Raw genomic sequence first — 19,515 nt, 5'->3', positions numbered from 1 at the left:
ACAGACACTTCCATTTATTAAATTAGATAAGTGGAAGTGTATTTTATCAAAAACTATTCATTGGTTTTTCTCCAAATCAATTCTCCTTCAGCAATTGAAACTTCAATATCATCACCATCTTTAAATTCTCCCGAAACAATTTTTTTGGCCAAAGGTCTTCTCAATCTTCCTCGTATAACACCTTTTAATGGTCTTGCTCCATATTTAATATCATAACCTTCGAGTGATAAAAATTCTTTTGCTTCCTGAGCAATATTTAAATTAATATTTAGTCCTTTTGCTAAATCCAGCAATTCTTTTTTCAAGTGAATCTCAAATATTTTCAGTGCATTATCTTTACTAATTGGTGCAAAAGGAATGGTTTCTGTCAATCGTCCCAAAAATTCCGGACGGAAAAAACGACTCATCATTTCCAATAATTTAGAAGATTGTGGGATTTCTCCATTTCCAAAAGATTCAACAATAAATTCTGAACCGATATTTGAAGTAAATAAAATAATAGCGTTAGAAAAATCACCTTCTTTTCCTAATCTATCATGTAATTTTCCTTCATCCATAATTTGAAGGAAAACATCAAAAACCGATGTGTGAGCTTTTTCAATTTCATCAAAAAGAACAATAGAGTAGGGTTTTTGTCTGATTTTATTGACCAAAAGTCCGCCTTCTTCATAACCGACATATCCTGGAGGAGCACCATATAACAAAGCTGCAGAATGCTCTTCTTTGAATTCCGACATATCAAAACGGATAATGGCATTTTCATCCTGAAAAAGAAATTCTGCTAAAGATTTTGCTAATTCTGTTTTTCCGGTTCCGGTTGGTCCTAAAAAGAAAAATGAACCTATGGGTTGTCCTGCCTTGCTTAATCCTGAACGGGTTTCTAATACGGCTTCTGATACAATCGTAATGGCGTGATCTTGCCCGACAACTCTTTTAGCCAAAACATCTTCCATCTCATTAAGTCTTTGTTTTTCCTCTTCTTTCAGCTTTCCTGTTGGAATATTTGTTTTTTGAGAGATAATCAAAGCTAAATCGAAATCGGTAATATTTGTTCTTTTTTCCTGAGCAATTTTCTCAGTTTTTTCGATAAGATTTCTTGCAAATGCTAAAAGTTCGTCTGTATTTTCAAATTCGGGAAGCTCATTTTCTTCCTGATTGCTGTCTGCAGTACTAATCAGATATTTCGTTTTTTCTACCAAATCTTTCAAAAGCCAGTCTGCGTGCATCTTTCTTTCATCTTCAGAATAATTATTGGTATTGTCTTCAAGATGAATAATTCTTGTAACGAGATGATTTCTTTCCTTTAAAAAAGATTCTCCTGCAGTTTTCAAAACCGACATTGTGTGGTCAATCAGATCAATCGCAGAAGCGGGAAGACTTTTTTCCTTCATATATCTTTGGGAAAGTCTGATTGCTTCTTTCATTGTTTGATCATCAATGCTTATTTTGTGGTGAATCTGGTAATCTTCCAAAGTCTGTTTCAGCATTCTGAAATGAATTTCATCTGTGCTTTCTTCTAACTTTAGAAGCTCAAACATTCCCGCAAGACCTTGTTCTTTTTCAATTTTTTTGGTAAATTCTTCTATTGTGGAGGTTGCAATCAATGTAAGACCATTGGAAAGCTCACTCTTTAAAAGGTTAATAATCCCGGAATCTGAACCGTGACTTCCAAATAATGAATGAAATTCTTCTATGATCAAAACCGATTTAGGAATAGCTTTGAGTTCATGAGCAATATTTTTGATGCGGTCTTCAATTTCACCTTTGTAAGAAGCTCCGGCAATAAGTGCTCCCATATCAAGCTCGAAAATTTCTAATCCGCCCAAGATATCAGGAATTTGTTTCAATAAAACTTTTTGTACAAAACCTTCAATCAATGCAGTTTTTCCAACTCCGTGATCTCCGATTACAAGAACATTTTGTTTGCTGTACCGACATAAGATTTCGGTAATTTTATTGATTTCCGTATCTCTTCCGACTAATAATTCTTTCTTGTTTTTTTTCTTGATTTTATCTTTCGTATTGATGCAGTATTTCTGAATAAAACCTTTGTTAGTTTTTTTTGCAGGTTCAGCTGTCCCAATCATATTTTCTTCTCCAAATGAGGATATGTCTTTTAATAATTCATTTCTGGTTACGGGAAATGTCTTCATCTGATCAAAGCTAAAAGCTACACCGGGAGAGCTGATTGCAGTCATTACAGCAAAAAGTGAGATATCCTGCTCATCCAACATTTCTCTTATTTGATCTGCTTCAGCAAAAATTTCATCAATAATCTCATCAGGTTCGCAAGAATATTTGTTTGGAGATTTTGGCAATTCCTCGATACGGACTTCTGCCCATTCTTCTAAGTAAAAAACATCAACTCCGAGATTTTCCAAATGTTTCAACAAGGATAAATCTCTGTTGAGCATCGCTTTTAATAAGTGTGCTCCTGTAAAATATGCATTTAAATTTTCTCGACCAATTTTTTGAGCTATATTGAGGGCTTTAGTTACCTCAGAACTGTAGGTAATTTCTTCTTGATTCATCATAATGTATTTTGTGTTTTTATTCTTTTACCCAAATCATCATTTTTTTAACCTTATATTGAATATTCAAATTTTGGATGCAATTTTTTTGGTCTTTATTGATTCTGAGTGCGTTAATTTTTATTTTTTTTCCTGAAATCAGCTGACAAAACTGATCAAAAGGAACTAATTTTTTATCATTAACAACTACAGGAATATCAAATCTTCCGCAGAGGTAATCTTTAAAATCATCTTTTGTTTTGAGCTGTGCAGCAACCTGATTTAGTAATAATTGGAACTGTTCATTAGAAATTTCGGGAACTTTATTTTCAGCAGCAATAGAATCTTTCTTAGATTTTGATTTCGGAGATACCGGAATATACTGTAACATATCTACCAAAGGGTCTTTTTGGGCACTTCCTACGGGAAGAGAAAAAGCAACATGAGGTCTTTCAAATTCATAAGATTTCATATCGATTTTTTGTTTTGCAATAATGGTTTTTGGTGCAACATAAATCGTTTTTACGGCAGTATGTTCCACGTCGCCATTTACAATAAGCGTGATTTTCTTTTCACCCACAGATTTAAATTTATAAGATGGATTTCTTTCTAAGGCATCCGTTCCTCCATTTTCACCAAAACTCCATTCCCAAGATTCTCCGTCTTCTTTAAAAGCATCAAAACTAATTGATTCTCCTACTGTGACAACATTCGGACTAATAATCGTGGGTAAATATCCTTTTTGTTGACTTATACTTGAAATAGTAATCAGTTTTTCATGAACGCAGTTACCATTAATTTTTAATTTAACAATATATTCTCCTGGTTTCATATACTTATGAAAGGTTCTTTGTCTTCTATCCCTAGTTGTACCATCTCCAAAATCCCAATCCCATGATTTTGCACCTTCGGTATTATCGTAGAATTCTACAACCCGATTTATCATAAATTCATCAGAATGAATAATAAACTTTGCGTTCTCGCAATCAACATGACGAGTATACTGGTAGAAGAGTACTATTAAACTTAGTAGTAAAAGAATTCCCAGACTTATGTAAACCTTGGGATCGACGTTTGAAAATAAATTAATCTTGATTTTTTTCATTTTGTTTTTGTGTTCCTCGCAAATATATCTATGATTTTTTTGATAGACAAATTTTTTTTTACAATAAAAATAATTTTTGTATTACTTTTTTAAATATATTTGTCAAACACAAATGATTTAATAATGATCTCGCAACGGCAATTTTACAAATCAGCAGCATTTTCTCTATCTCTGCTTTTTATATGCTCCTGTACCAGCAAACAGTATATTCAAGAGATTCCGTATAATTTTTCGGCTGAAGCGTACAACCAGAATACAGAAGATGTAAAGAATAGTTTTGTTTCTAAATATTCCCATGTAGATGATAATGTTGAAAAATTAAGTGACGAAGAACTTCGCCTTAAAGAGAAATATTCGATAATTATGGAAGTCATGCCAAAGGAAGTTGACAATTATAAACTCTACTCCTACATCGATCGATGGATAGGAACTCCGTATAAAAAACAAACTTTAGAAGAAAAAAAAGGTGTTGATTGCTCTTACTTTGTACAATCTTTATACAGTGATGTGTATGGCGAAACTTTTCAGAAAACTCCGGACGGAATTTTTCGTTCAAAATCAATTCAGTTATTTACAGGAAGAAATTTTTTGAAAGAAGGCGATATTCTGTTTTTCAGATATGATAAAATGCATCCTATCTCGGATGTTGGAATTTATTTAAATAATGACAGAATATTAGCTTGTACATCTGATGGTTTAAACATCTATGATTTTAATAATGAATACTTTCAGCTCAGATATGTTGCTGCAGGAAGATTAAAACCAAAGAATTAACGATGGAAAAACTTAATAATCTTGCGAAACATATTACTTCTCTGAAAAATGACATCAGAGCCGAAGTTATTATTAATAATCTGTTGAAAAATAAAGATATAGATGAATCGCAGTATGTAGTTTTCAAACAAGGTCAGTTTTCAAGAGCATTTAGGTATGATGTCTTAGATTCTGGGATTGTGGACTACGATCTTGATGCAGATCAATTTTTGACAATACTGCTTTCACGTGATAGTTTGTACGATATGCTTCCTGAAAGTCTAAACCATGAAGCAAGAAATGATGCTCCGGGAAAAGATGTTGATGGAATGATTAAAGAACATCAGATTCAAAAAAAGCAACAAAAAGCAGCAAGACAGTTTTTTCAGCCTTTTGAAAATGAAATATTTAGCTACGGAGTTGAAATTGAAGGATTTGAACAGGATTTTTTATCCGATTTGAATAATTTTTTAGTACCTGAAATGTTTTATGATTTTTGGGGAATCAGCAGAGATCTTCCGCCTTTATTGGTGTCGAAATTTATCAGAATACTTCCTTATGCTTATAAAATAGTAGGGAATATAGATTTAGCTTGCCAAATTCTTTCATCTTTAATAGAAGAAAAAGTAAGTACAAATACCAAAGCTTATCAAAAATATATGGATGAAGAACAAAGTATATTACTTGGAAACACCAGGTTGGGATTGGAGCTTATAACGGGGAATAGTTATGATGATTATTCCAGCCATTTTAATCTTCAGATTGGTCCATTGGTCAATTCAGGGTTTTCAGAATTTATTCATGATGGTGCAATGAAAAAATTTGTAGATCTATTTTATGAATATTTTTTTCCAATCGAAGTAGAGATAGAAACGACAATTTTGCTTCCGGAAGAAAAACAGGAATTCGAATTTAGTGCACAGCAGTACTCAATATTAGGCTATAATACACGTATATGACACAGTTGAAAAAATATTTTATTAATTTATTTGAACCCAAAATATTGGCAGCTATTCTTATTTTTTTAGCGATCAGTATTATTCTTACGATGGTCTTTTCACAAAAAGTCCCGGACTTTAAGCAGAAATATAAGGGTAAATTTTATACGTACATATTTTCAGTAGTATTTATTTACTCAATTATTGCGTTTTTAGGGTTTAATAAACTTTTCCAGGACAATAATCTTTATGAATTTGTTTTTTATCAGGCTTGTTCGTTGATAATGGGGATTATACATTGCTCGATGTACAGAACTTATTTCAAAAAATTTGGAGGAAATAAAAGCGGAACAGAATATCTTTTTGCAGCGGTAACGGTGATGTATTCAACAATTCCTTTCACGCTAATTTTTACTTTTTTAAATGGAATTGACTTCTCATTTTTAATGTTGGGACATTTTCTGGTATTCTTCATTCCCACATTTTTGAATGATACGTTTAATAAGGCCATGGCAATTCCTCCTAAAATATATAAAACATGGCAGTTTCCGGAAAATTATAAAGAATTGGCGGGAGTTAGCGACGAGGAAATGAGAGATTTAGTAGTCTTTACTTTTTTAATGGATAAAGACCGTTATGCAAAAAAATATAGTGTTTATCGCGCAAAAGGACCAACAAGAGTTGATTTTGGAAGGCTATTTTACAACTTCGTTATCGATTACAATGAGAGACATTCTGAAGATCAGATAGAAATTGAAGGATCAAACGGACTTTACAGTTGGGTTTTCTTTCTTCAGCCGAAATGGTATGAATCTACAAAATATATAGATCCAGACTACACGCTTTACATGAATGGAATTGAAGAAAATAGTGTGGTTTTTTGTATGAGATCTGATGAACTGAAGCTTACGGAAGATAGGATTGTCAGTGAAGTTCCTGATTTTGAATATAACAAAGAAAAAGATAACGAACGGGCTACAACAGAATAAATAAAATCCCAAAAAATAAATATAAAATGAATAAAGGTTTATTATCAATAGGATTAATTCTTTTAGGTATAGCTGTGTATATGGGGTACAATAAGTACACATTTTTAGAAAATGCTATTACAACAAAAGCAACTGTCATTTCTTACAGAACTACATCTGAGAAAGAAACGAAGAAAAACGGTAACAAAAGAACAACAAAAAATACTACTTATTACTACCCTAAATTCGAATTTAAAGATCTACAAAATCGAACTACACAAGTAGAGTCAAATGTAGGACATGGAAATTCAAAACCATATTCGGTTGGTAGTCAGGTTGAAATTGTCTACTCAAAAGAAAATCCGCAAGATGCCAAAATTAATAGCTTTTTAAACCAATGGCTTTTTACAACAATTGTTGGAGGACTTTCTCTACTTCTTTTAGTTATAGCTTTTACATTTCAAAGAAAAAACTAAAATTTTTATATTTAAAGAGTAGATCCAAAATTTTATAAATCAAATTTAAAAGAATATATAAACACAATGATAGAAAAGATAAACCACTTCCCCGTAAACTGGATAGACGGGATGAAGATCAATAAAAACCATTTTGCGGATGTTCAGGATTTTGTAAGTGATTCTGTAAGAGATGCTGTCGGAATCCATACATCAATGATTAACTACGGATTACTGCCTGTGAATGATTCTATTAAACTGAGTCTCATAATTGATAACCACAAATTACTGAGAATAAAAGTTGAAGAATGTCACGCAATCACTCCAAGCGGGGCAAGGATAGACATAGGGGCCGGAAGTTCAGAAGCCATTAATTTATCAATTCCATATCCGGAGGCGGCCTATGAAATAAAAGATAATGAAAGTGTGGTTTTGATGGCTTGTCTTTCTGTAAATCATTTTAAAAGAACACCTTTTGGCGAACCCGATCCTGAAGAAAACCCACCAAGATATCCTTACACACAACCAGAATATTCACTAAATCTTGTTCCTCAAAATGAACTTAAAAATACTTTAGGATTTGGTACAGGTTATTTAACGATTGGGAAAATATTGGTCAATGCAGGTGAATCAAGAATTGATGAAGATTATATTTCGCCTTGTATGAGTATTACAAGTTCAAAAAAATTACAGGATCTATATGTGGAAATCGACCGCTTTTATGGACAGATTGAACTTTATGCCGTACAGATTGAACAGAAAATCCACGTTAAAAAACAGAACAATTCTCTGGCTATAATGATGGGATTGATGGCTGATAAAACACTTAATTATCTTGGTCAGGAAATCAACAGATTCAGATGGCTTTCTCCACATACACCGCCTGCCAATATGTTGCTTTCTGTTGTTGCTTTGGCAAGAGTGCTGAAAAATTTTATCGACGCACGCTCAGGTGCCGGAAAGGAAGAACTTCTCAATTATTTTGCCGAATGGTGTAATGTAAGCCAAGGCTATTTTGAAACTATTTTTACAGATGTCATCAATACTGATTACAACCATAATCATATGGATGTAACGATTGCAAAAGTGAAGATTTTTATGAAAACGCTGGAAGATCTGTACTCAGTTCTCAACAGATTGGATTACATCGGCAAAAAACGCGACGGAAGCATATTCGTCTCCGAAAATACAGATGACAGGGATTCTGTCATTCACGCTAAACGAAGCAGAACTTTTCTTGCAGATTAAAACTTAGTTAAAAACACAAATATTACTCAATCATATGGAAGTCCTTAATAAAAAAGAACGCTCAAGAGCATTTTCCTTTTTCATCCTGTTTTTCGTCATTACCGTAATTGTTTTGCTTGTGGCCGTATTTTTCAATGCCTATTTTCCTTTCAAAGAAAACAGTTTGCTGAAAGCTGAAAACAGCAAAATGAAAAAAGAAATGGAAACTCAGGATAAGTTTTCTTTCCAGTTAGAAAAAGTAAAAGCATCTGTAGATTCAATCGGGGTTCCCGGGCAGAATGATTTTTTTAATGAAAAATTATCATTGTCAATTTTAGCGGATATGTACAAACAGCTTCCGAAAGATACCCTGAAGAATAAAATAATGTACAATAATACGATTATGACATTCAAAGATTTGGTTGATGCTAAAAAACAAATTAAGCAATTATCCGGAAATCAAATGACAATGGACAGTTTGAGTACCATCAATAAAACGCTGAAAGCGGAATATGATAAAATAAGAACAGACCTTGATGTTTGTAGACAATTATATCAGGCTCAATAATCGAAAAATGAAAAAATCGATATTCATATTTATTATTTTTCTTATTGGCTTTTTCCCGGCAAATGCTCAGGAGAAAATAGTTTCAGATAGCTTAGAAGCGGTTCCAAGTTACGATTGCGGAATTGTGCAGACAAAGCAGAAACTCGATAAAAAACAGTTTGCAAGTACACCTGCTTTACATCTCAGAGTGAACAACAGCGACTATGTTTATGCTACGCTGCAATTGGGAAAAAGAAAAAATAAAGTCTTTATGTACATTCAGGTTTTAGATAAAAATGTGTGTGTGAAAAAAGATAAGGTGTTAGATATTTTCTTTAAAACAGGGGAAGTTGTAACCTATAAAAACGGTTTTTCTTTGAATTGCGAAGGCTTTTTCGCAAAACAGCTTAGCAAAAAGGAGTTTGAAAAGTTAAGGCTAAACGATATTGACCTGATTAAATTATATACTTATAAAAAGAACTACGAACTGTATGTAAGTGAAGTTCAAAATCTGGATATTGATAATCAATTAGATTGTTTGTTGGCTTATAAAATTAAGAAAACTGACGAAGTAAAAATTAAAAAAGAGAAAAAATGAGCCCGCTTCCGGAACTTAATTTAAATCTTGGAATAAGCAAAAACTCTTCTTCAGAAAATGAAAGAGATGAAATTATTGTGCGAACAGATTCCGGACTTCGTAAGCATACCATATCAATGATTATTTCGGATCAGGAAGTCGGAAAAGTTCATTTGAAAATAAACAATAGAGAAATTGAAGTTCCTACGTATAAACTAACTGTTACAGACGACAAAACCAATGAAACAGAAGCTTATCAGGTAACACGAGATACCTTAAGCTTTGTGAAGACAACAACAAAGAAAGGTTTTTTATCATTTTTAGGAATTAAGCGTTTTGATAAAACTTCTTTTTTATATGAAAACATAGCTTATGAACCACTTTGGGAAAGTGTTGAAAAGTTTGATATTTCCAGACATCGCAGACTTGATCAGGATAAACTTACATATCAGCTTTCCGGAAATGGACAAAACGTAATGCTTTACTCAGGTAATATCAATGAATTTGAAAAACCGGATCTAGTCACTCAATATTTTATCATTGTCGATAATAATGATGGTAAAAGTTTTATCGGGGATATTTTATACCGCGAGAAGTTTCTGAAACTGACACCAAAAGTAGAGTTGCAGATTATCAGAAGAAGTAATGTGGCGAAGAATTTTGAATATGACGATAAAGGTAATATTAAAAGAACAATTTATTTTTAGAAATAATGAGAGGCATATATTATAAAATACCAATGGATTTTGAGGCAATTGTCAATAAAAAAGATGCCGACAAAATTTCTATCGACAATTCCATTAGCCAGCATATTTTTTTGATTTCTACAACGGCTTTGGGAGAATGTAAGTTTGATGAAACTTTTGGAACGGAGATCTGGGAAATGGATTTTGATCTGCTTAAAACCGACAACAGTTTAAAAGAGTTCATTGTCAGTTCTATGAAAAGATCGATCGTGATGCACGAAAAAAGACTTTTGCTCGAGGATGTGGAAGTCTCTGTGAAAGACCACAACCTGGGAACCATTGGAAAAAGAAGAATGAAGAAGAGAGTCGTAATCTCTGTAAAAGGTCAGGTTTTGGAAACCAACAGACCTTTTCTTTTTCAGAACTCATTTTTTGTAGGACCTCTTTCCTATTAAAACACAAAAACACAAATGAATCAAGAAAGAATTAAAGATAGAATACTGAGAAGAGCCGCAAGACTTTGGGGATATAATGAGCTGGAGGCAGAAACTTCATTTGACCCAATTGTAAGCCTGCTTCTCTCTGCAACAGCTTCTGAGCTTGAAAAGTTAGGTTTTGAGCTCGAAAGTTCACGTTCTAGAATTATAGAAAGGATTCTTGAAATTATGTTTCCGGAAGAGGTTTCGGGAGTTATTCCTTCACGATCTTTGATTCAGGTTTTTCCTTTGGAAAATCAGTCGAAAATATCTTTGTACAGTCATTTTAAGACCAGTAAACGTATTCATAATGTATTCAATCCAAGTGAGAGCGGAAGCAAAGATATTTTCTTTTGTCCCACTATTGAAGCTAAGTTAACCACGGCAAAAGTAGAATATATTGCCTACGGAAATATTTTAAACCGTATAGAAAGCTTCTTTTTTACAGATTTATTAACGAAATCTGATTATCATATTCCTTCAGGAGAAATGTGGGTAGGAATTCGCTGCAAGGAAAAGACAGATATTGAAAATCTGATGTTTCATATCGATATCAATAACAATTATCAAAAAGAACTGTTTTTTTATTATTTAAAGCAGGCAAAAATTTATTTCGGAGAAAAAGAATTTTCATTACAGGAAGGGTATAATGTAGATCAAGAAAGCATTAATCTTGAAAATATTATTACAAAGAATTATTCCGATCTGGAGCATATTTATAAAGATGTCAATCAATATTATTTCTCAAACTTTTTCACATTAAAAGAGAAGTTATCTTATGCGGATAAACCTGAAAAAGAAGAGCTTTTTGAAAATTATTTTAAAGGAAATAAACTTTCGGAAGACGACGACATTATTTGGCTGAAGTTCAAATTTTCTGAAGCCGTTGTAAGCGATGTTTTGACAAATGTGAGCATTACGCTAAACTGTATTCCTGTTGTTAATATTCACAATATATCCTTATATAATAGAGTTACGGGGAGACTAAATATTATTCCGATCCAGTCTGATGATTATTTTTTGGATCTCGATTATGTTTCGGATGACAGAGGACGAAGGTTTGATGTGAAAAATTATGCTGCTGAAAGTAATGGTGTTTCTGCGGTTTTAAGGAAAGGCGGAGTCTCACGATTTGATCAGCGCAGCGCTTCTGAACTGCTGCAATATCTTTTGGAATTAATAAAAGACGAAACCGCTGCTTTTTCAGGAATCGGTGGAGATTCTGCAAAGGAAACATTAAGGCAGATTAACCAAAATGTTGCGGCATTGCACCAACTGGCGAAAGAGAAAAGTTTTTCACAAGCCAATAACCCATATTTAGTAATAACTGCAGATTCGCAGGATTCTGAAATCGCCTGTAATATTTCGTATTGGCTCACAACAGCAGAGGAAGGGAATGAGATAAAACCAGCTACAGTTTTATCAGTTGAAGGTCCCAATACTGTGATGCTGGATAAAACAGCAGTAATGATTAAATCATCCACCGGCGGCAGAAAGAGTTTGTCTCCACAAGATAAAATTTTAGAATACAGAAATTCATTGCTGACAAGAGGTAGAATTGTGACGGTGGCAGATATAAGAATTTTTGGATTAAATCATTTTAAAAATACCATTAAGAATGTTGAGGTTTCTAAAGGAACTAAAAAAGAAGTTTCTTTAAAAGGAGGTTTTAGCAGAACCATTGACATTTTTTTAGTCAGAAACCCTGATGTGAAAGACTCAATTAGAGATTCGGAATGGGAATATTTATGTGAGAGCTTTTTACTTAAATTAAAAAATTCATCGGCAAATATATATCCATACAGGATTTTTGAAAAATAAAAATGTGGCTTAAAATAGTTTTAAGTCATTAATTAAACACAATTATTAACCCTTTAAAAAAAACACTTATGTTGACAAACAAAGGAATTGGTGGGAATGAAGTTCCACTGGACGCTAGTGAGGCAATTTTTGAAATCCCTCAAAACAGAACGCTTTTAGCACAAAAACTTACGGCAGAAGATCCTGTAAAACCAGAATTGGTAGAAGGTCTTACTACTATTGATAAAGTTTTTGAGCATTTCAAACCTGAAATAAAAGTAGATTTTGAAGACGCGCAAGGATCTGTGAAAATGGAAAACTTAAAATTCAAAAATCTCGGTGATTTCGGTACGAAAGGAATTACAGGACAAAGTGGATTTTTGAGTGGACTGGAAACAGAGAAAGATCAGTATCAGAAAATCATTAAACAATTAAAAACCAATAAAATCCTAAAAGCAGCACTTGAAGATCCGGATGCTAAAAAAGGATTGGTAGATACTCTTCAGTCTTTAATTAAAGAGTTGGAAAGCAATAATACAACAAACAACAACTAAAAACACAAACTATGGCAAAGCAAGAAGAATCAGTACAGGCAAATGTTGCTCCCGTACTTGAGCAAAAAAGAGGAACTGCATCACTGGAAAGCAGCCTTAATAAATTAGCAAGATATGGCGGTTTCGATTTATTGGAAACCTCTATTGAAGGCGTACAAAACATCAATCCAGACAGAAAAGCGAGAAGAAAAATCTTCCTTACAGAATTAGGTAAAGAAAAAGAAAGAGAAACGCTGAAGAAAACTCTTGAACTTTGGGCAAATGTAATCAGCAACAACGAATCTTTAACAGATATGGTGGCTAACTGCGAAGATCAGAGAAAATCATCTGAAGATTTGCTTTCTAAAAATTTATCAAAAGCTGTTGATATCACAAGAGAATTGGAAGCCAATTACAGAACGGCTGCTTTATTTTATAAGAATACAGAATCTGATAAAGTGAAAAACATCACGATTGTCAATGCAAATCTGGAGCAATTGAAAGATCTTGACAATACAAGATTTATCGATACCATCCACGCAGAACTTTCAGACAATTATGATAGACTGGATCTTAAAAGCAACTATGGAATCTTAGTTATTCCAGGATATTTGGGATCAAATAAAGTAGTTGAAAAATGGGCAAAACTGGCGCACGAAAACAAAGTAATGTTGGTTACCGATTTTGAACATCTGGATGAACCGGATGATGTAATGGAAATGTTTGATCAGGCTTATTTGACTGGTGGAGACGTTTACAGAGCCAATGTTTTGATGACTTGCAACTGGTTGGTAGGAAGAGGAAGATTTGAAGATATTAATGAAACTGAAGATCTATTCATTCCGCCTTCCGCAGCTCTTGCAGGAAAAATCTATCAAACGTTGATGTCTCAGGTAACTGCAGGTAAAAAGTTTGGAGGAATCAATGAAGCGGATGGTGTGAAATTCGATCTGAAGAAAAGCGAAATCGCAAATCTTGAAAATCTAGGCTTGATCCCAATGGTAAACGAGTACGGAAAAGTGATGGCATTCTCTGGTAAGACTTTGTTCAACGGAGATAATTTAGGACTTCAGACCTATTCTGTTGTAAGAGTTTTCGATTATGTGACTAAAGTTTTGATGGATTTCTTAAACAGAAGAGCATTTGAAAACTTTACAGCGGTGACAAGAAAAGAAATTATGAACCAGATTGTTCGTTTTCTTGACGGAATTACAGGTCCGGGTAAATTGATCGAGAATTTTGAGATCAGAAAATTCGAGCAGGATCCTGTACAGAAAGACAGAATACATCTGGATATTCATATGAAACCATATTTCCCTGCAAAGAATTTCCTTATCAAGATGGATGGTCATAAAGGAGACGACGGCAATGAGTGGGATACAGAATATGAGCAGAAGTAAATTTTAGTAATTATAATGTTGAACGTGGGAATTTATTCCCACGTTTTTTGTTTAGCATTACCTATGTAAGCTGGAAAAAAACACATTTTTATTAATTCAGCAATATTGTTTTATTAAAGATTAATTCTAAATCAAATCTTCACGTTCTGGATATTATTTATTTTACTTGGTTTATTCATAAAAAAATATTGTTGTTGGCAATTACGATAGATATAATTATTGATATATTATTTGCAAATAAATTGTATTATAAATGATTTATTACACATATTAATAAATTATGTAATTATTATTTATTTTGGCTTTATATTGCTTAATTTAATATTAATTGAATTTATTTATTGTGAAATAATTAAAAAAAATGTTATTAATTTATGTATTTTGTTAAATTAAATTTATAGATTTGACGAAGATATATTCCCTAGTTGGTTATTGTAAAACTATATATTTTTAAAATTTCAGAGGGTATATTTCCATCATTGGTATTATTACATATTACATATTTAACCAAAATATATTTATTATGTCATTTAAAGCAAAATTCAAAGCCGCCGGTATCGAGCGCAACATCTTAGCTGTAGATTTCGGAATGCTACAGGAAACCGACCCAACGGGAAGACCATCTTCCGTAACGAGAGGCGGTAAAATACATTTAACAGTTGAAGGGACAGGAGCCACTGATCTTTTTGAGTGGATGACCAATTCATTCGAAAGAAAGGACGGCAGTGTTGTCTTTATCAAAAGAGACAGCGATGCTACATTGAAGGAGCTGAAGTTCAAAGAAGCTTATATTGTGAAATACAAAGAAGACTTTGACTCTACTGGAGAAAATCCTTTGACAGAAAGCTTCGTGCTTACTGCAAAAGAAATCGAAATGGGCAATGCCTCTCACAAAAACGAGTGGGTGTAATTACCTGCTGTTTTAAAACCAATTTTTTTTCATCAGTTTCAATTAATCTAAGAGCGCTATTTGTAAAAATACAGATAAAGGCAGCACCATTTATAAATAATGTTTGTCAGGATTATATTATTTGAAAAGATGATAAAAACAATTATTTAAACATTAAACACATTTAAAAAAAGAAAATTTATGTCATTTAAAGCAAAATTCAAAGTAGCAGGAAAAGAATTTACTGCACTTAACGTAAGCTACGGCTTATTCCAGGAAACGGACGCAACCGGAAGACCGTCAACAGTAACAAGAGGCGGTAAGATCGATATCGTTGTAGAAGGGACAAACTCAACAGAACTTTTCGAATGGATGACCAACTCGTTCGAGAGAAAAGACGGAAGCGTTGTTTTTTATAAAAGAGACAGCGATGCAACCTTAAAGGAATTGAAATTCACGGAAGGCTATCTGGTAAAACACAAAGAAAATTTTGATTCTACAGGAGATAATCCGTTAACGGAAACCTTTACAATCTCGGCAAGAAAAATTGAAATGGGAACAGGCGCCTACGAAAACGAGTGGCCGGGATCTTTATAAATCAAAGCGAATGGGCAATATTATATTGCCCATTTTTTATCTTTCTCAACTTGTAGTGGATGGATAAGTAATTATAATTCACATCAAGCAACAACCATTAATCAATAACTACAGCTATGTCTTTTTTATCAAAATTAGAATTAGACGGTAACACGTATAATATTTTAGAATGTAAATACAGCTTTACCCAGGCAACCGACGGGACAGGAAAGCCGCAGGGAATGCCTCAGGGCGGAGAAATCTTCATCCGTATCGAAAGCACAGGAAATCCCGAACTTCTGGGATGGATGCTCGATCATAACCAGACTAAGAACGGAAAAATCACTTTTTTCAGAAGAGATGCAATGAGCAAGCTTCAGGAGCTTGATTTTGAAAAAGCATACTGCGTGAAATTCACTGAACATTTTAATTCTGTGAATGCAGAACCTTTGCAGATCGAGATGCACCTTATCGCCAGGAAATTTGATGTGAACGGTGCGATTCACGAGAAAACCTGGAAGTAATACACTTTCCACAAGCTTTTTAGATTAAATAAAATCCTTTGAAGCTTATTTAAAAAACACAAAATCCAAATAAATATAGATAATTATGTCCTATTTAGATGATGAAAACGGTTTCGGCGGGAATTCAGGGAGCAATATGCGACTGAATCATCCCGATGATCTCAAAAAATATTTTTCTTCCAAAACGTTCAAAGATTTTCTGGCCGATAAAACCAGTCCTCTGGTCTATTGTACTTTAAGTCTTGACGGAAAACCTTTTTTGGATAAATCGGGTTTTTCAATCAACCTGAACCAGCATACGAATGATCACGACAACTTTACCATTACCGTTCCGGATGATGCTTTGGATGGTTTTCAGGGCTATATTATGGAAAATTCCAAAAATATTCTGGGCAAAAACCTTACGATCAACCTTCATCGTTTCGGGGATGTGAGACAGGTTTTCAACGGCGTTGTTGCGAATGTGAAAAATAAGAAAGAAAACGGCTACGGAAAGCTCTACATCAGCGGTTACGCTCCAAGTATTCTTCTTGAAAACGGAAAAGACTGCCAGAGTTTTGAGAATAAAACACTGGATCAGATCATCAAATCGGCAACATCAGAATATCCCGAAAGCTGTAAAGTATTGGTAGAAAATCCGAACACGAAATATGCTTTACCATATACCGTACAATATAAAGAATCGGATTATCAGTTTATCAAAAGACTGGCAACGCGCTACGGAGAATATTTTTACTACAACGGTCAGAGTATGGTCTTTGGTAATAAAGTACAGCCAATCGTTAATCTTGAAGAAAATATCGATCTCATAGAAGTAGAGGTTGAGATGAATATCAAACCGCAGGATTTCAGTTATTCTGTTTTTGATGTGCAGGGCGGAAACAAAGCAGATAAAAACTCTGCATCGGCGCAGATTCAGTACAAAGAAAATCCTTTTCAGGCAATTGCGATTACGGCATCTAAAAACGTGTACAAGAAGAAGCCCGAAATGCTTTTCAACCACACCGGAATCTCCGACAGCACCGACCGCGAGCTGAAGGAAGCGGTAAGAAAGGAAAGGGAAAACAGGGAGAATCTGGTGACGGTAAAAGGAAAAAGCAAAGACCCCGAACTCAAGATCGGCGGCAGGGCAAAACTGATCGACATCAACGGCAGGGCGATGGAAACCTACCGCATCACAGAGATCAAACATTATCATGATGGTAATACCTATTATAATGAATTTGTGGGGATTCCGGATCTCTTCAATGCCCCTTATCAGGATGAGGAGGCGGTTGCTTTTGGAGAAAAACAATCTGCAAGAGTTATAGACAATAATGATCCTTCGGGAATGGGAAGAGTTCGTGTTCAGTATCCTTGGCAGGAAAAGAAGGGAGAGAAATCGCCCTGGATACGACTGGTACAGCCACATTCGGGAAGCGGGAAAGGTTTTCATTTTATTCCCGAGATTGGTGAGGAAGTGTTGGTAGATTTTGAAAGTGGGAATGCGGAGAAGCCGTTTGTGGTGGGGACCCAGTACAACGGGAGCGAGACCAGTGGTTACGGCACTTCTGATAATAGTATCAAAGCAATCCATACGAGAAGCGGGCATATTTTGAAGTTCACGGAAGATGAAAGTATTATCTTAACTGACAAAAGTGGTAATGAAATGATTTTCGATACCGTTGGGAGTAATATTACTGTTACCGCCCCTGAGACGATGACTTTTAATTGTAAGAATATGAACATCAATGTTGGGCAGAGTATGACAACAAATGTTGGGCGAAATCAAAATAATATAGTAGGAATGAATCAGGTAGAAAGTATTGGCATGATGAAGAATCTTTCTGTAGGAGCAAACTTTATGACAAATATTGTGGGAAGTTTAATGGAATTTGTAAAAGGAAATAGAGAAACCAAGGCAAAAGAAGTAAAAGAAAATTCTAAAAGAAGAGAGATTGTTTCTCAAGAAAACAATAACATCCATTCTCAAAAGAATTTCAACAATAATAGTGGAGACAACTCTAAAATGCACTGATTATGTCTATTGTACGGATTACAAAAGGTGAATATATCACAGAGATAGAAAAAGGCTGGACGGTCTATACTGATGAATTTGAAGCTTATGCAGGACAGTTTAGCCATTTTACAGCAGCAAACGGAACTAGTTTTGGAAATCCTGAAAAAGACGAAGCTAAAGAAACCAAATACTTTAAAGACGCTTGGTGGTCATCAGATCTAGAAGGCAAACAAAGAATAGTAGAAGGAAATGTAGGGCAAAAAGTGTACTTCCATATAGAGACGCAAAATATTCCGGACAAAGATACCAAAACAGGATTTGATTCTGAAATCAGTATCCAGTTATATGACTATGATGAAGACAAGTTTCATGATCCTATAAGTGTTATTGCATCCAATAAGGCCCGTATTGTTTCTATGAAAGTTGAGAAAAATAAAGCCGTTTTGGATCTTCTGCTTTCTCCGGGATTAGAGATAGTGGAAGAAATAGAAAAAGATGATGATGTAAGATTATTCTTCAATTGCACCTATCATGAAGATATCGAGATCCCTCTGCCAAAAGAAAAACCAGACTATCTTTTGGTAAAAACCTGCGATAAAAAAGTAATACAAAGCTATGAAAGTATTGGCTATGGCAGATGCGAATTTTATCAGTATAGGTACAATGACTTTATGCGCAGGCATGAGAAATGCGGGCATGTACCACCTGACTATTACTATGGCCCGATGATAAAGATAAATGAAGATACGGAGAAATTCTATGATTATTATGCCCTTAATAATGAAATGAAAAACCCTGTGGGGATGACCGTTGCAAGAATAAAAACAGAAGACAGGCTGGGTGTAGACGGAAAACCTTTGGTAGGATACAGCTATGGTTTTAAATATTGTGTAAGATTTACACATGTGCTGAATCCAAAGTTATCCGACCAAGGAAAAAATTGGTTAACAAAAGCAAGATTTGATTTGCAAAAATTAATGGAAATTGGTTTAATTAAATATCAATATGAGGCTATCTATGACAAAATCACAGAAAGTATGGAAAGTACGTTTAACAAAAATTTTGAACCGACTACAGAAGAAGTTATTGCAGCGGGAAATGGCGGTAAGGAAAAAGCAAAAGAATCAAAAAAAGAAAAATACTATAAAAATATAGAACTCTTCAATCAGCGTTTTCAGGAATTTGCTTTTGCTACGCATCCCGATGTTTATAATCCAAAAGCAATGTCTGAGTTACCACTAAAAGATTTAGCATTGATATCTTTGTCACCGGATTTCAAAGAATGGATGGGTGAAGGAGCATACGGCACCTGGATGCAGGCAGCCATTGTAGCCGGTAATATGGATTATAGAGAATTGCTTGTAACCAATATGGAACATTACAGCCAACCGGAAAATTCGGGTTGGATGGATGCTTGGGAAGTAGCCAAAGAAGCCGGGGGAAAAATAAAAGATGAAGTGGTAGATATTATGCTGTTGGACGACATAGAAAAATTCATACGAGAAAACCGCATCACACATGACTAATCTACGATACAAAATAAGCAGACTCT

At 34.2% G+C, this 19,515-nt stretch carries 19 protein-coding genes; 17 read left to right on the top strand and 2 right to left on the bottom strand.

Annotation, left to right across the window (positions count from 1 at the left end; all coding sequences use genetic code 11):
• Window positions 1-53 precede the first annotated feature (53 nt).
• Both OEA66_RS03465 and OEA66_RS03460 read right to left on the bottom strand, forming a co-directional pair.
• Entirely contained in the window at window positions 54-2,531 is a 2,478-nt protein-coding gene (locus tag OEA66_RS03465; protein ID WP_267280076.1) for an AAA family ATPase, read from the bottom strand.
• A gap of 19 nt (window positions 2,532-2,550) precedes the next feature.
• On the bottom strand, window positions 2,551-3,615 hold the full coding sequence (locus OEA66_RS03460) for a PKD domain-containing protein (RefSeq protein WP_267280051.1): 1,065 nt from the start codon (window positions 3,613-3,615) through the stop codon (window positions 2,551-2,553).
• Window positions 3,616-3,738: 123 nt separating this feature from the next.
• Here OEA66_RS03460 and OEA66_RS03455 point away from each other — a divergent pair, with 123 nt between their 5' ends.
• The 17 genes from OEA66_RS03455 (at window position 3,739) to OEA66_RS03375 (ending at window position 19,489) form a co-directional block, all read left to right on the top strand.
• Complete coding sequence (locus OEA66_RS03455) at window positions 3,739-4,389, top strand: C40 family peptidase (RefSeq protein WP_267280050.1); 651 nt, start codon at window positions 3,739-3,741, stop codon at window positions 4,387-4,389.
• A 2-nt stretch (window positions 4,390-4,391) separates the two neighbouring features.
• The gene (locus OEA66_RS03450; RefSeq protein WP_267280049.1) at window positions 4,392-5,327 is read left to right on the top strand and encodes a type VI secretion system baseplate subunit TssG; all 936 of its coding nucleotides are present in this window, start codon (window positions 4,392-4,394) and stop codon (window positions 5,325-5,327) included.
• Window positions 5,328-5,371: 44 nt separating this feature from the next.
• Window positions 5,372-6,295 (top strand): TssN family type VI secretion system protein, encoded by a 924-nt coding sequence (locus tag OEA66_RS03445; RefSeq protein ID WP_267280048.1) that lies wholly within the window; start codon window positions 5,372-5,374, stop codon window positions 6,293-6,295.
• A gap of 26 nt (window positions 6,296-6,321) precedes the next feature.
• On the top strand, window positions 6,322-6,750 hold the full coding sequence (locus OEA66_RS03440) for a DUF3592 domain-containing protein (RefSeq protein ID WP_267280047.1): 429 nt from the start codon (window positions 6,322-6,324) through the stop codon (window positions 6,748-6,750).
• 66 nt (window positions 6,751-6,816) lie between these two features.
• Window positions 6,817-7,977 (top strand): hypothetical protein, encoded by a 1,161-nt coding sequence (locus tag OEA66_RS03435; RefSeq protein WP_267280046.1) that lies wholly within the window; start codon window positions 6,817-6,819, stop codon window positions 7,975-7,977.
• Between the two features lie 34 nt (window positions 7,978-8,011).
• A complete protein-coding gene (gene tssO / locus OEA66_RS03430) occupies window positions 8,012-8,524 on the top strand; it encodes a type VI secretion system TssO (RefSeq protein ID WP_267280045.1) in 513 nt (170 codons plus the stop codon).
• Window positions 8,525-8,531: 7 nt separating this feature from the next.
• On the top strand, window positions 8,532-9,101 hold the full coding sequence (locus OEA66_RS03425) for a hypothetical protein (protein ID WP_267280044.1): 570 nt from the start codon (window positions 8,532-8,534) through the stop codon (window positions 9,099-9,101).
• Window positions 9,098-9,787, top strand: a complete 690-nt coding sequence (locus tag OEA66_RS03420) for a hypothetical protein (RefSeq protein ID WP_267280043.1) — start codon at window positions 9,098-9,100, stop codon at window positions 9,785-9,787. Before OEA66_RS03425 ends, OEA66_RS03420 begins: the two co-directional genes overlap by 4 nt.
• 32 nt (window positions 9,788-9,819) lie before the next feature.
• The gene (locus OEA66_RS03415) at window positions 9,820-10,221 is read left to right on the top strand and encodes a GPW/gp25 family protein (protein WP_267280042.1); all 402 of its coding nucleotides are present in this window, start codon (window positions 9,820-9,822) and stop codon (window positions 10,219-10,221) included.
• 15 nt (window positions 10,222-10,236) lie between these two features.
• The gene (locus OEA66_RS03410) at window positions 10,237-12,063 is read left to right on the top strand and encodes a type VI secretion system baseplate subunit TssF (RefSeq protein WP_267280041.1); all 1,827 of its coding nucleotides are present in this window, start codon (window positions 10,237-10,239) and stop codon (window positions 12,061-12,063) included.
• Between the two features lie 68 nt (window positions 12,064-12,131).
• Entirely contained in the window at window positions 12,132-12,596 is a 465-nt protein-coding gene (locus tag OEA66_RS03405; protein WP_267280040.1) for a hypothetical protein, read from the top strand.
• Window positions 12,597-12,607: 11 nt separating this feature from the next.
• A complete protein-coding gene (locus OEA66_RS03400; RefSeq protein ID WP_267280039.1) occupies window positions 12,608-13,975 on the top strand; it encodes a DUF5458 family protein in 1,368 nt (455 codons plus the stop codon).
• Between the two features lie 523 nt (window positions 13,976-14,498).
• Window positions 14,499-14,885, top strand: coding sequence for a type VI secretion system tube protein TssD (tssD, locus tag OEA66_RS03395; protein WP_267280038.1), 387 nt, complete (start codon window positions 14,499-14,501; stop codon window positions 14,883-14,885).
• A gap of 180 nt (window positions 14,886-15,065) precedes the next feature.
• The gene (gene tssD, locus OEA66_RS03390; RefSeq protein WP_267280037.1) at window positions 15,066-15,461 is read left to right on the top strand and encodes a type VI secretion system tube protein TssD; all 396 of its coding nucleotides are present in this window, start codon (window positions 15,066-15,068) and stop codon (window positions 15,459-15,461) included.
• Between the two features lie 116 nt (window positions 15,462-15,577).
• The gene (gene tssD / locus OEA66_RS03385; protein ID WP_267280036.1) at window positions 15,578-15,964 is read left to right on the top strand and encodes a type VI secretion system tube protein TssD; all 387 of its coding nucleotides are present in this window, start codon (window positions 15,578-15,580) and stop codon (window positions 15,962-15,964) included.
• A gap of 85 nt (window positions 15,965-16,049) precedes the next feature.
• Window positions 16,050-17,981, top strand: a complete 1,932-nt coding sequence (locus OEA66_RS03380) for a type VI secretion system Vgr family protein (protein WP_267280035.1) — start codon at window positions 16,050-16,052, stop codon at window positions 17,979-17,981.
• A 2-nt stretch (window positions 17,982-17,983) separates the two neighbouring features.
• Window positions 17,984-19,489: a hypothetical protein gene (locus OEA66_RS03375; RefSeq protein WP_267280034.1), complete on the top strand. Its 1,506-nt coding sequence runs from the start codon at window positions 17,984-17,986 to the stop codon at window positions 19,487-19,489.
• The last annotated feature ends 26 nt before the right edge of the window (window positions 19,490-19,515 follow it).

The organism is Chryseobacterium luquanense (assembly GCF_026460945.1).
GTDB lineage: Bacteria > Bacteroidota > Bacteroidia > Flavobacteriales > Weeksellaceae > Chryseobacterium > Chryseobacterium luquanense.
This window is presented reverse-complemented; position numbering and strand designations above follow the sequence as displayed.